Source organism: Wolbachia endosymbiont of Nasonia oneida, from assembly GCF_009012935.1.
Taxonomy (GTDB): domain Bacteria; phylum Pseudomonadota; class Alphaproteobacteria; order Rickettsiales; family Anaplasmataceae; genus Wolbachia; species Wolbachia pipientis.
The window spans coordinates 194,732-209,018 of sequence record NZ_QESS01000001.1 but is presented as its reverse complement, the minus strand read 5'-3'; the positions used below and the strand labels follow the sequence as shown (position 1 = coordinate 209,018).

11 protein-coding genes, 1 tRNA gene and 1 pseudogene are annotated in these 14,287 nt (G+C 34.7%); 12 read left to right on the top strand and 1 reads right to left on the bottom strand.

Going from position 1 to position 14,287, the window contains the following annotated elements:
* The 11 genes and pseudogenes from DEF52_RS06405 to dapA all read left to right on the top strand — a co-directional run.
* Positions 1–670 (top strand): ankyrin repeat domain-containing protein (locus DEF52_RS06405; RefSeq protein ID WP_237357311.1); only part of this gene is annotated, 670 nt, incomplete at its 5' end.
* Between the two features lie 120 nt (positions 671–790).
* Positions 791–1,240: an SsrA-binding protein SmpB gene (smpB, locus tag DEF52_RS00935; protein ID WP_007548863.1), complete on the top strand. Its 450-nt coding sequence runs from the start codon at positions 791–793 to the stop codon at positions 1,238–1,240.
* A gap of 6 nt (positions 1,241–1,246) precedes the next feature.
* The gene (lgt, locus tag DEF52_RS00930; RefSeq protein ID WP_151807600.1) at positions 1,247–2,038 is read left to right on the top strand and encodes a prolipoprotein diacylglyceryl transferase; all 792 of its coding nucleotides are present in this window, start codon (positions 1,247–1,249) and stop codon (positions 2,036–2,038) included.
* Between the two features lie 678 nt (positions 2,039–2,716).
* A pseudogene (locus DEF52_RS00925) lies at positions 2,717–3,666 on the top strand (IS481 family transposase).
* A gap of 68 nt (positions 3,667–3,734) precedes the next feature.
* The gene (locus tag DEF52_RS00920) at positions 3,735–5,480 is read left to right on the top strand and encodes a type I secretion system permease/ATPase (protein WP_015589192.1); all 1,746 of its coding nucleotides are present in this window, start codon (positions 3,735–3,737) and stop codon (positions 5,478–5,480) included.
* Between the two features lie 466 nt (positions 5,481–5,946).
* Positions 5,947–7,386, top strand: a complete 1,440-nt coding sequence (locus DEF52_RS00915) for a hypothetical protein (RefSeq protein WP_179951352.1) — start codon at positions 5,947–5,949, stop codon at positions 7,384–7,386.
* Between the two features lie 4 nt (positions 7,387–7,390).
* Entirely contained in the window at positions 7,391–7,999 is a 609-nt protein-coding gene (locus tag DEF52_RS00910) for a hypothetical protein (protein ID WP_151807598.1), read from the top strand.
* Positions 8,000–8,003: 4 nt separating this feature from the next.
* The gene (locus tag DEF52_RS00905; protein WP_065094808.1) at positions 8,004–8,819 is read left to right on the top strand and encodes a hypothetical protein; all 816 of its coding nucleotides are present in this window, start codon (positions 8,004–8,006) and stop codon (positions 8,817–8,819) included.
* Positions 8,820–8,832: 13 nt separating this feature from the next.
* Positions 8,833–8,906 (top strand) — tRNA-Arg (locus tag DEF52_RS00900).
* 67 nt (positions 8,907–8,973) lie between these two features.
* A complete protein-coding gene (gene ssb, locus DEF52_RS00895; RefSeq protein ID WP_151807597.1) occupies positions 8,974–9,456 on the top strand; it encodes a single-stranded DNA-binding protein in 483 nt (160 codons plus the stop codon).
* Between the two features lie 9 nt (positions 9,457–9,465).
* On the top strand, positions 9,466–10,347 hold the full coding sequence (gene dapA, locus DEF52_RS00890; protein ID WP_151807596.1) for a 4-hydroxy-tetrahydrodipicolinate synthase: 882 nt from the start codon (positions 9,466–9,468) through the stop codon (positions 10,345–10,347).
* Between the two features lie 38 nt (positions 10,348–10,385).
* Here the strand turns inward: dapA and ligA are convergent, their stop codons facing one another.
* A complete protein-coding gene (ligA, locus tag DEF52_RS00885; protein ID WP_151807595.1) occupies positions 10,386–12,383 on the bottom strand; it encodes an NAD-dependent DNA ligase LigA in 1,998 nt (665 codons plus the stop codon).
* A gap of 214 nt (positions 12,384–12,597) precedes the next feature.
* Between ligA and gltX the strand changes: the two genes are divergently transcribed.
* Positions 12,598–13,920, top strand: a complete 1,323-nt coding sequence (gene gltX, locus DEF52_RS00880) for a glutamate--tRNA ligase (RefSeq protein WP_151807594.1) — start codon at positions 12,598–12,600, stop codon at positions 13,918–13,920.
* Positions 13,921–14,287: the final 367 nt, after the last annotated feature.

Genomic DNA, 14,287 nt, shown 5'->3' with positions numbered 1-14,287 from the left:
AATCGCAAAAGGAGCAAAGGTTAATGCAAAAAATGGTGATAGACGTATTCCTTTACATCTTGCTGCTAAAAATGGCCACGAAGATGTAGTAAAAACTCTAATCGCAAAAGGAGCAGAGGTTAATGCAAACAATGGTGATAGACGTACTCCTTTACATCTTGCTGCTGAAAATGGCAAAATAAAAGTGGTGGAAGTTCTGCTACACACTGAAGCAGACCCTTCATTAAAAGATGTTGATGGAAAAACGCCAAGAGACCTCACTAAAGATCAAGGTATAATTCAGCTTTTAGAGGAAGCGGAAAAAAAGCAAACGTTAAAAAATGAGAATAAAAAAACGCCAAAGGATCTTACTGAAAATAAAGATGTAATGCAGCTTCCAGAGAAAAAGGAAGAAAAACAAATTGGAAAAAATGCAATTATGAAAGAAAAAGAACAGTCTGCAAAAAATGCAATTGTAAAAGGTGTTGTTGTGTGTTTTGTAACTGCAGTGATAGTTGGTGTTGCACTTGCATTTGCTACTGCCCTATCTGTACCAGCAATAATTGGGCTAGCTGCAGGATCTGCGCTCATAGTTGGTGCTGGTCAATATATAATGTCAAAGCCTAAAACTAAAATGAAAGAAGTAAAGCAGGAACTTGTGCCTAGAGAGACAGAAAAAGCACTTACTTGATTTTTGTTATCCTGTTGCTATCAGACTAGCCTGGCACCTTATATTTATTGGGATAACTGTTTTATTATGAATTAAGTCAAAAACTCTGTAATATATTGAAGCTTAAAGATATCTTTAGATATGGAAGTTATTGCAGAAAATAGGAAAGCAAGGTTTGAATATTTCATCTTAGAAGAATTTGAAGCGGGTATGGTCTTATTAAGCAGTGAAGTTAAATCGCTAAGAGAAAGAAAAGTAAATATTTCCGACGCCTACGTCGTTGAAAAGAATAGCGAAGTATGGCTGCACAATATGCATATTGCAGAATATAAAGCTGCGAACCGAAAAAATCATAAACCAAAAAGGGAACGTAAATTACTCTTGCATAAAAAGGAGATAAATAAACTAATTGGTCAAATCAAGACTGCTGGGATAACTGTTGTGCCGCTTTCGGTCTATTTTAACGATAAAGGATTTGCAAAAACTAAAATTGCCATTGTAAAAGGAAAAAAACTCTACGATAAGAGAGCAACCATAAAACAGAGAGAGTGGGATCGTGAAAAAAGTAGATTGTCTAAGAATAATTTATAGCAAAATATGTCTTTAAATCCAGTAATTTTCAGCATCGGTCCTGTTTCTATATATTGGTATTCCTTAGCCTACGTTTTGGGTATAGTGTTTGCATATTGGTATTTACATAAGCTAGATGACCAAAAAATATTTACTAAGAATTTTTACGATTCGTTATTAACAGCCACTATTGTAGGTATTATCCTTGGAGGTAGACTTGGCTACGTATTGATATATGATCCAGTTCTTTATATAAGCAACCCTATTGAGATATTGAAGACCTGGGAAGGAGGGATGTCATTTCATGGTGGTGCTATAGGAGTTTTGCTTGCAGTAATAATTTCGTGTAAAAGACATAACATTCCTATATTTTATGCACTGGACCTAGTTTCTTGCGGAGTTCCCATAGGTTTATTTTTAGGTCGCATAGGCAATTTTATAAACGGAGAGTTATTTGGCAGAGTTACAACTATGCCATGGGGTATGGTATTTCCAGAGAGTGGTGATAATTTGCTGCATCATCCAAGCCAGCTTTATGAGGCACTTTTTGAAGGACTGCTACTTTTTGCAGTTGCAAATTCACTGTTTTTCTTAACTAGAATAAGACTGTATCACGGTGCGTTAACTGGTATTGCAGTTATGTGGTATGGAATAGCACGTTTTTTCGTTGAGTTTTTTCGCGAACCAGACTATCAAATTGGCTATTTGTGGCTTGATTTAACTATGGGGCAGTTGCTTTCTATACCTATGGTTTTGCTAGGAATGCTTGTATATCTAGGCGCATTAAATTTAAAATTTAATACGAAATCTGTCACATAGAGAAAAGGTGAGTTCAATAGAAAAATGTAGCCAGAAGCCCCACATTATGCACAATTGTACGAATTTTCTGCGTTGCAGTAGAATGAATCGGTGGGCTTTGTTGCATCGCTAGCTATGATGGATTAAAGATAAAAAAGGTGGAGAATATCAGTAGCTTATTATTCTGGTATTTATAACAAGAACGGTCAGTGAATACCTAAATTTGAGTAAAAGAAATTTCACTACCACTCACTAATCTGGCTAAAATTCAAGAATTTCAATGCTTTAGCTATTTTCAATAGAATTAAATTTATTAATATAAATAACAAATTACTATTCTTAAATTTGATCAGATTGATTGCAAAAAAACAAGATTTTCAATAAGTTGCTTATAATCCTAATTATAGTTAGCCTTTCATAAGTAGCGATGCAACAAAGCCATCCCAGTGTCAGCTACTTTCATGACACCATTTGCTGTGCAGTTTACCTTCAAAAATGAATGTTCGTACAGCTATGGAATGAATCGCGGTATGACGTAGCTTCGCTATAGGCAATGAAGGAAATATTAACTATACTTCTTTTTACCATTGTTTATATTTCCTATTCACATATATTAATATTTTACTCACTTAAAGTAAGCTAAAACTGTATGGTCCCAGAGAGTGATGGTATACTATCATCATCATTTAAGGAGTCATTATGGGACAGATATTACATGGGTGCGCCAAAACAACACAGACGATTCGTAGAGCAATACAAAATAGAAAAGAGAGCATAGCAAAACTCTCCAAGCATTATAACCTTAATCCAAAACTATTATTAAGTGGAGAAAACGTTCATTTACGAAAGATGCTGATATGGGTCCAAAGCATCCAAGATCAACTGTTTTAACGCTAGAAGAGGAAGCTATAATAGTTACATTTCGCAAGTATACACTACTGCCACTAGATGATTGCCTTTACGCTCTGCAGTCTACAATTCCGCATTTGACTCGCTCTAGCTTGCATCGTTGTTTACAAAGACACAACATTAGCAGATTACCAACTGTTGATGGAGAAGTTAAGTCAAAAAAGAAATTCAAACAATATCCTATCGGTTACTTTCATATTGATATTGCTGAAGTTAGAACTGAGGAGGGCAAATTACATTTGTTTGTTGCTATTGATAGGACATCCAAATTTACCTATGTTGAGTTGCGTAACAGTGCTACAAAACCCATAGCTGCTGAGTTCTTACGTAATTTGATTAGAATTTTACCGTATAAAATCCATACTATTTTGACAGATAACGGTATACAATTTACAAACCAGAAGCGTCATAAGTATGCTTTCCAACATATATTTGATAGAGTTTGCGAAGAGAATGTTATTGAACATCGTTTGACAAAAGTTAGCCATCCTTGGACGAATGGGCAAGTCGAGCGTATGAATAAAACTTTAAAGGATGCTACAGTTAAGAAGTATTACTATCAATCGCACCAGCAACTTAAAGAACACCTTTATAACTTTGTTATGGCTTATAATTATGCAAAGAGACTCAAAACTCTTAAGGGTCTTACTCCTTATGAATTTATATGTTATCAGTGGACACAGTCTCCAGAATTATTTATACTAAATCCACACCATCACACTCTGGGACCATACAGCTAACTACCGTTATTAATATTTTTGTAATAAAAATTGTATATGGTGCATGTAATCAAATTAAGAGGAAGATTGTGGAAATTACGCCATCAATAAAAAAAGAATTGAAGCAAAGTACTCTATATGTTTGCCTAGAAAAATGCAAAAGTGCATTTTGGTTTATCTTTTGGTTTAGTGCGGGAATCAATTTATTAATGTTATTCCTACCACTTTATACCTCTCAAGTGCTTGATCGGGTGATATCGAGCGAAAGTGTATCAACACTAACTATGCTGACAATTATCACTTTATCTGCATTTGCATGTTCTGCAATGCTTGAAACTTGTCGATATTTAGCCATGGCAAAAATAGGTGATTGGATCGATAAAACTGCAACACCAGATCTGATAGTAAGGTCAATCAGGCTAACGTCAGTGCAGAGCTCAACTTCAAGTGGTGAAGCAATACGAGATCTCGGAGTGATAAAAAATTTCATTACAGGAAATGGTATATTCTCACTGTTTGATACTCCATGGTCGTTAATTTACCTTGTTGTGATTTTCATGATACATACCTCCACGGGGTTTATAGCTATTACTGGAATTATTATATTAGTCTCTATGGCAATATGGAATGAACTTGCCACTAAACGAATATTACAAGAAACCAACGAAGAAACTATACGGAATATCAATGCTATAGATGTTGCAACAAGAAATGCAGAAGTGGTTGAAGCTATGGGCATGTCAGAATTCATAGTCTCTGATTGGTGTAAACGAAATGATCAGAACCGAGCAATGCAAATTAAAGCACAAAATCGCTCTAATGTAATTACTGGAATCACTAAATTTTTGCGCTCAACTCTGCAAATATCAGTGATTGGAACAGGTGCATTACTTGCAATCACAGCTCATAAGACTGCCGGTAGCATCATCGCTGCTTCAATTTTAATGGGTAGAGTATTAGCACCATTTGATGCTGCGGTTCATACTTGGAAGTTTTTAAATCAGGCTAGAATGTCATATGGAAGGCTACAAAGACTTATATTAACATCGCCAAAAAGAGAGCAAACGATGGCTCTACCAGAACCTGAAGGAAAATTGGAATTTGATAGAGTATTTTTTACTCCTTATGGAAGCAATAAGCCGACAGTAAAAGGAATATCATTCATTATAGATCCTGGAGATGTAGTTGGTGTTATTGGTGCAAGTGCTTCTGGTAAATCCACTATCGCAAAATTAACTGTTGGTGTATGGAAGCCAATATCTGGTGTAGTCAGACTAGATGGCGCTGATGTATATACTTGGAATCGAGAAAATTTTGGTAATTATGTTGGCTACTTACCTCAGGATATTGAGTTATTTAACACTAGTGTCAAAGCTAATATTGCTCGCATGAGGCCAGATCCAAATCCTGAAGAAATAATCAAAGCAGCAAAAATTGCAGGAATACATGAACTAATACTAAGCTTACCAAATGGATATGATACAACAATAGGAGGTCCTGGAGGAGTAACGCTCTCTGGCGGCCAAAAACAGCTTCTTGGACTTGCCAGAGCTTTTTATGGTCACACAAAACTTTTAGTACTTGATGAACCAAACGCTAACTTAGATAGCAATGGAGAGGCATGCTTAATTAATGCAATTGGCATTGCAAGAAAACAAAATACTACTACTGTTATCATCACTCACAAGCTACCGTTATTGTCCGTAGTTGATAAGGTGATCCTCATGTCAGATGGTGTCATTTACGCTATGGGACCAAAAGATGAGATTTTGAGCAAATTAGTTGCTCCATCATCAAGTACCACAGAAGATGAGCGCTCTTCAGCAAATGGTTAGTTTATAGCCTTTCTTATAATAGTCCGAATGCGATAAGATATGTGTTTATGGCTATAGCAGGCCAGTAGCATATTACGGTCTGTTCGGATTATTGTAAAAAGAGCTATACTTACAATAAATTCTGTATCTGAAATAACAACTGTTCCAGAAAAATATATATTTCTTTACCATTAGAAATAATATTACAAGAATAGTAAATAGATTAATAACTCTTATTAATTAAAGTCAATCGGCAGATATAGCCAAAGTGGCTTAGGTTTACCTACAATTTGAAAAACAACAAATTCGTCTTAATGAATTTTCTTAATTTGTTATCTAAATAACTTAATATTAGTGGTAATTTTATAAAAAAAATTATAATATAAATAATGTTGCTGCGAAAATTTATAACAATATTTCCCTCTAACGTTTAATGAATTTCAATAAATTGCCTTTTTAATTCTAGATAAGTATATGCTTTGTTAATATGTTTAGTTCAAAATCCAAAAGTAAGTTTATGCTTTCTATTGGAGAAGAAGGCATAATGTTACTATATTTTAAAAATAATACTTTAAATAAAAGGTATTTTGTTAAGGGCAAAAACGATAAAGCAGTTTCCGATTTAATTTCATGTCTTTCGTCAGATAAAAAAGCACCTTTATACCTGGTGCTTAATCATGCAGATCAAAATTACTCGCTACAGTTTATTACAAGGGCAAACAAGATTAGTGCCTATCTATCAGCAAAAACAAAGATGGAGCATTTTTCTCGTAATAATGACATAAGTTCAGTTTTTTTGGTTGAGAAGCCAAACAAATTCAATCAAAACTGGTGCTATCTTCTTGTTTCATCAAAAGCAAAGCATTTAGTAGAATATTGGTTGAATGTGTTTATTGAGATAGGCTCCAACTTTAAGGGAATATTAATGTTTCCTATAGAAATAAGTAATATAACAAAAAAGATTCTACATAAAGATCCTAATAATTGGAAAATTATAGTTGCTGCAACTAAAACGGGAGGCTATAGACAAGTGGTTCTTAAAGAGAATAAAATGGTATTTACGCGCTTAACATCATTTACTAATGATAATTTACCAGGAATTATCGCTGGTGGAATATATCAGGAAGTGCAAGATACTATTCGATCCTTAACTAAGTTTGGGTTTGAAAAAAATAACCCTATCGACCTTTGTATCATAGTGTCAGAAGATATCAAAGCTAGTTTATCAGTCATAAATTTTTCAGAGAACAGTGTGAACATATTAACTCCATATGAGTTAGGCAAACTATTAGGAGCAGAACTAGCTATAAGTGAAAAAGATAACTTTTGCGATACCATAATTTTGTTTCATAGCTTTAAGAATAAATTAGCAGCTATTTTTAATACAAAGGAAACTAAAGAATTTTATCTATTCAATTACCTTTATTTAAACTCTCCTCGAATTTTTCTATACTTCGCCCTGGTTTTAGTTATAACAAACACCCTTTGTTTGCTAAATTTGTATTCAAATTTCAATGTCGCTGATAATTTATCAGCAAAGCAGAACACCTTAAATAACCAATTAACAAAACTTAGCCAAAGCTATAATGTAAAAAAAATAGATGAAATTTATGATTTTATTAATATCAATAATATTTTATCAAAAATAGAATACTCTCCTCTGACACAAGTTAAGTATGTAGAAAAGTTAAAAATACCAGGTATAGAGCTTCGATCATTTGAATGGAATTATAATGAGGCAAAAAGTTATATTACCACAACTTTAAAGTTTAATTTTCAATCCGGTAAAAATATTTCTCATCAATACGAGAAACTACGAAAAAATTTAAACGATAATTTTCGTACCTATGACATTAATATTTCTAGCTTACCTGCTGATAAAGAGCAAAATCTATCTATTGATGTTGAAATAGGAGAGGCAATGTAGATTAATGACTATCTCTCAATTAAAAAGAAAAGCTACAATTCAGTTTATATCGTATTTGTTATTATCTGTTGGATTAATAGGGTTATTAACATATGTTGTTATCTATAACGAAAAGATTTATAATAAAAACCAAATTGAGATTGATAAAATACGTTTTATTAATTTACAGATTACTGAGATTCAAAAAAAGGAAGTCATTCTAAATAAAAATCTAGATTTATGGAAAAAAATTTCCTCTTCAAATTTACATAGTAGCAGATACATTGCAAATTTAAATTTCGAGCTTAGCAAGTTATATAAAAAGTACTATATATTAGAACCTGAAATATCAATTTCTATACCCGAAGAAGTTGAGCTCCACAACAAAAGTGAACGCACAAAAGTAATAAAAAGTGAAGTGGCCCTAAATTTAAGCTCAATCAGCGATAAGCATATTTTTTTATTTCTACAGTCTATTCCAAATCTGCCCGGTTATGTTATGATCAAATCTCTTATTTTAAATAAGCAGAGAAATATTGATGCTGCAACTATGAATCAGATTTTGAGTGGTAATATGATAGAAATAGTGAGAGCTAATATAGTCTTTGATTGGTATACTATATTAAGTAGATAAGGTGATGAACATAAAGCTGTTTTTTATTTTTACGCTACTCATTTCCAATGTTAATGCATATTGCAGTTGTGAAGATATCATAGAAAGCATAGAAATTTGTAAGGAGTATTCTTGCCGACAATATATTGGCAATGAAGATTTTATTGAGCATAAAATATTAGGATTAAATAGTGGAAATTTATGCGTATATATAGAAAAACAAGGTAATGATGAAATGGTTTGTCATCATTCTCAGTATGGAATGATGATAGAAAAAAGATATTTTGAAAGTATTCTTAAAGTTGGCAATCAAGAAATCGACGATTTTATTGATATAGCAAATTTGCGTGCAAAAGAGTGTTTCTTTATCAACAATCAAAAACTAAGCTATACAGATCGGGACGATATAATAAGAGAAGCAGTGGAAAGTGACTTTGACGTTTTGTCACAATATAGTAACGTAAAAAGCATTTTTTTTGATGAAGAGCCAGTTAATAGAATGGTCAATGAAATGGAAAAGTTCAATTTAAGATCTTCAAGAGCTGTAAAAGAGGAGGTATCAGATAATTTCAACTGTAAGGTAGTGAGTTTAGACTCAATTTTATATCTTTCTCCCGATACATGGAAAATATGGGTAAATGGAAAACTGTTTATAAATACTAAGGATTTAAAAGTGCACTCAGTCACTGAAAATTATGTAACTTTTGTATGGACCGTAGATCAAAAAGCAATAAAAAAGCATGCGAATGATTCTCAAAATGTATATTTTGGATATGGGAGTATTATGTTTACGCTTTATCCAAAACAAAAATTTGACTTGGATGGCTTATCTATTAAATAACTTAAATATATATGCGCTTGTAGCTCAGTTGGATAGAGCGTTGCCCTCCGGAGGCAAAGGCCGTGGGTTCGAATCCCTCCAAGCGCACTTTTAATTAAATTTGACAATAGTATTTTCACATAAGATAATAAAAGGATTTATTTAGAGCATAATTATGTCTGGTGGTACCATAAACAAAGTCATACTAGTTGGTAATTTAGGAAAAGATCCTGAAATTAGGACTACACAAAATGGAAAAGAAATGGCAAGTTTTTCAATAGCCACGTCTGAAAGTTGGACTGACAAACTTTCCGGTATGCGCTCTGAAAAGACAGAGTGGCATAATATCGTAATTTTTAGTGAAGGATTAGTAAAAATCGTCAAAGATTTTGCACGCAAAGGCAGTAAAGTTTATGTTGAAGGTTCTTTGAGAACTAGAAAATGGACTGACCAAAACGGTGGTGAAAGATACACAACAGAGGTGGTTCTATATAATTTTAATAGCGCTCTTACTCTCTTGGATTCACGAAATAGTGCGCCAAATTCTGATTACAAGCCAAGTGAATACAAACAAGGTGAAACAGAACAAAAAGATAAACACGAAAGTTTTGACAACGATATAAAAGATGAACTAATCGACGATGAAATACCATTTTAATAACTTCAGTTGAAATCTACATTTTTATGGACTGCTTGTGTTACTCCATTTAATTACAATGGGGGTAGCATAGATTATAGCAGTTTGCAGCGTTTACTGACAATGCAAGTTAAAGCTGAAAATGGCGTAGTGTTGCTGGGTAGCACAGGTGAGAGCCTATCGCTTACTGATTCTGAAAAGCGTACATTAGTTGAATTCGTATGTAAGCTAAAATTAAATACGAAAATTATAATTGGTGTACCAGGAGTGAATCTATATCAGACTCTTGAATGGCTTGATTTTTGCAAGGGTATGCCTATTCATGGCTATCTAATGACAACTCCCATTTATGCAAAGCCCGGAATTATGGGGCAGACTTTATGGTTTGAAAAGCTACTTGAAAAAGCACATGTGCCGGCTATGTTTTACAATATTCCATCGAGAGCAGGAGTGAGTCTTCACGCTGAAACTGTACGCAACTTATCCAGTCACGAAAAATTTTGGGCTATCAAAGATTCAAGTGGCACTGTTGATACTTTAACTCAGTATAAGAAAGTTGCACCAAATATTGAGGTCTTTTGCGGAGATGATAATATGATATCCGATATGGCCGCCTATGGTGCGGCTGGCCTGGTTTCCGTTGCTTCCAATGTTTGGCCATATGTAGCACATGAATATGTTAAGAAGTGCCTCAATGGCAGGAACCCTCAGGCAGATATCTGGCAACAGGCTTGCGAAGCGTTATTTATTGCCAGCAACCCAATACCCACTAAAGCACTTTTGCATGATATTGGGCTCATAGAACATCAAACTGTCCGCCTACCACTCAGCACAGAAGACTTGCCTTCTGTTGAAAAATTGAGGCAAGTCAATAAAATGATTCTTGGATGGAAAGAATTGGCTACTCTCTAAATAGTCTTGCAACTTTGATTTAATATACAATCCAAGTATCATTTGAACACTCCCGAACTTACCACTTTATGCCACTGGTCTTCATCTAAAATTTCCACACCTAATTCCACTGCCTTTTTATATTTGGATCCTGGTTTTTCTCCTGCAATTAGGTAGTCAGTTTTAGCAGAAAGATGTGAGCTGACCTTTGCTCCTAGAGTTTTGGCTCTTACTTTTGCCTCTCCTCTACTCATAGCAAGTAGCTTACCAGTAAACACTACAATTTTATTATTTAAAACAGAGTCACTAGAGTTGGAGCTCACAGGAAGAATTTGAAGACAAGCAGTAAGATCATTTAACATTTTGATGTTATGTTCCTTAGAAAAAAATGATTCCAAAGATTCAGCCACTTTTTTTCCTATGCCGTCTATACCTACTAGCTCAGTATTATCTGATGACAGTTCAATCATCGAATTATACCAATTATCATAAGAAACATAATAATCTGCAAGCAATTCTGCTGCAACTTGACCAATAAATCTAATACCTAAAGAAAATATAAACCTATCTAGAGTTATTACCCTTCTGCTTTGTATAGCATTTAATAAATGAGCTATTGATTTCTTGCCCCAACCAGACTGTTCTTCCAGATTAAATTCATCCAATTTTTCTTCTAAAGTAAAAATATCATGGATTTGTTTTATCAGACCAAGGTCGTAAAAAAACTCTATCTGCTTATCACCAAGGCCAACAATGTCAAATGCATCTTTCGATACAAAATGCTTTAGTTTTTCTATTATTTGAGCTTTACAGGCAAATTCCTCAGGACACCTTACTGCCGCCTCTCCCTCAACCTGACGTACTTTACTACCACATTCAGGGCATACTTCAGGAAACACAAATTCAGGTGTATTTGGAAGACGAGAATCTCTGCTTACTTCAACGATCTGGGGAATTACATCACCTGCCCTTTTAATTGTTACAATATCTCCCTCTCTTATGTCTTTACGTTTTATCTCATCTTGGTTATGCAGACTTGCTCTACTAACTAGCACCCCACCAATATTAACTGGCACTAAATCTGCAACTGGAGTTAAAACCCCTGTTCTGCCCACCTGTATAAATATCTTGTTTAACTTTGTTTTTGCATAAACCGCAGAAAACTTGTATGCAAGTGCTGAGCGCGGTGCTTTGTGAGTATTCCCTAGACGATTTTGTAGTACCAAATCATTTACTTTATAGACTATTCCATCAATATCATAATCCAAGTTATAGCGACAGTTATAGACCTCGTTATAGAACTTCAGCATTCCATCTAAACTACTCGTTAAGGACTGATGCTCATTTACGCAAAAACCAAGTGCCTCAAGCTTATTTAGTACCTCACTTTGACTTTTCTCTGCTCCACCAATCAAAGAATAAGCAAAATATCTAAGAGGTCTGCTTGCTGTAATGTTTGCATCCAATTGCTTTAGAGAACCAGCGGCTGCATTTCGAGGATTGGCAAATTCATCGTTTTCATTTAACTTTAAAAAGTCGCTGTTACTGATGTATATTTCACCTCTTACTTCTAGTCTTCCTTGCACACCTTGCAAAAACTTAGGAAAGCCTTTTATTGTTGCAACATTGTGAGTGACATCTTCCCCTACAAAACCATCACCTCGAGTTGCAGCTTTAACAAATCTTCCATCCTCATAAATTGCAGAAAACGACAACCCATCAATTTTTGGCTCACATAATATCTCTATTTTGTCCTCAATTAAAAACCTCTTTATTTTAGACAAAAATTTCTCTACACCTTGTTCATCATAAGCATTCTCAAGAGAAAGCATAGGTTCTTGATGTTCCACCTTAGAAAACCTCTCATCAGGTGGAGCACCAATACTATCTTGTGTTGCATAAGCTTCTGGAAGTTGTGCCTCTATTGCAGCTAACTTTTTCTTCAGTTCATCATATTCAGCATCACTTATCTCTGGCTTACTTTTTTGATAATATAAGACATTATGATAATTTATTTGATCTTGCAGTTTTTCTCTCATCTTTTCTAAGTTAGTCATGATACCAATATAATGCTACATTAGCCTTTGTCGTCAAGCTGTGAATTTTCTTGAATTTATCATATGGTCTTAATCCATCAAATATCAAAGGTGCCACAATGCTATAGCCATACTTATTCTTCTCTTGCTCAATTGTATTAGCAGATCTCGCTTGCTCTAGCCATATATTTATATAAAATTAAAATAAATTAGAGTAAACAATATTGCTATTTAAATGCTAACAAGATTCGCTCCAAGCCCAACTGGCTACCTCCACGTAGGAAACGTACGAACTGCCTTGGTTTGTTGGATGTACACACGCAATCAAAATGGAAAATTTTTACTCCGTTTTGATGATACTGACCTTCAGCGTTCAGATGTCAAATATATAAATAATATCATAGAAGACCTAAAATGGATTGGTATCGATTGGGATGCAAGTTTCAAGCAATCAGAGCGCTTTGAGCGCTATAACGAGGTGTTTTTGCAGTTAATAAAAGAAGGGCATATTTATGCATGCTATGAAACAAGAGAAGAGTTAGACATTAAACGAAAATTGCAGTTAAAACAAGGACTTCCCCCTGTATATGACAGAAGCGCGTTACTTCTAACTGAGCAAGAGAAAATTCATTATGAGCAAGAAGGAAGAAGACCACATTTTAGATTTAAGTTGGATAGAAATGAAGTTGTTAAATGGAATGATGAAGTTAAAGGTGAAATAAATATTGCAACCAGTAGCATAAGCGACCCTGTGGTAAAAAGAGAAGATGGAATTTACACATACATGTTACCTTCTGTTATTGATGATGTTGACTTTAATGTAACCCATGTTGTACGCGGGGAAGATCATGTAACTAATACAGCAGTGCAAATCCAAATGATTAAAGCATTAAAAGCGAAAATCCCTACATTTGCTCACCTTTCTCTGCTACATTTTGATGATAGCAAGATATCCAAGCGAGTTGGTGGGTTGGATATCAAATCTATAAAAGAAGATGAAATTGAACCGATGGCACTAGTTAGTTATTTAGTGAAGCTCGGAACATCCAATCCAATTGAAGCTTGCGCCTGTATGCAATCTTTGATTGATTCATTTAATATTAAAAAATTTAGCTCAGCATCTGTACAATTCAGCTTGAGTGAAATATATAAGCTAAATAGCAAAGTTCTGCAACAAATGCCATTTGAAATGGTGCAAGACCGTTTAAATCAAATTGGAGTGGACTCCTCAGAGTTTTGGTATTTTATAAGGAACAATATAGAAAGGTTTTCTGAGGTGGCCAAGTGGTGGAAAATATGCAAATCTGATATAGAGCCTGTGATTCTTGATAAGGAGCTTATAAAAATTGCGTTCAATGCATTGCCCCAAGGTGATTGTAATGAAAACACGTTGTCAGAATGGGTCAAAACTATTCGACAAACAGTGGATATAAAGGCAAAAAACCTATTTACGCAGTTGCGTTCAGCTTTAACAGGAACAGAAACAGGACCAGAGCTCGCTAAACTATTAATTTTTATCGGCAAAGAAAATATCATTGCAAGGTTAAAAGAAAAGTGAAAACTAAAGAATTATAGCTAATGCAATCCCTACGTCATACCGCGATTCATTCGCGGTATCCCTTAGCCGCTAACAAGCAGCGGGATGACGAGCTTATCGTCACGCCGCCACGAACCGTCATACCGCGATTCATTCGCGGTATCTCTTAACATAGATCCCTTACTTAACCGTCATACCTTAACATAGATCCCGCTAACACGTAGCGGGATGACGAGCTTATCGTCACGCCGCCACGAACCGTCATACCGCCGCGGCGCTAACAAGAGATCCCGCTAACAAGCAGCGGGATGACGGTTGTCGTTTAGCCATAAACATTAAGAAATTTACCAAATAAAAAAAAAGGCAAAAGAAGCCCCGTGGTTATTAT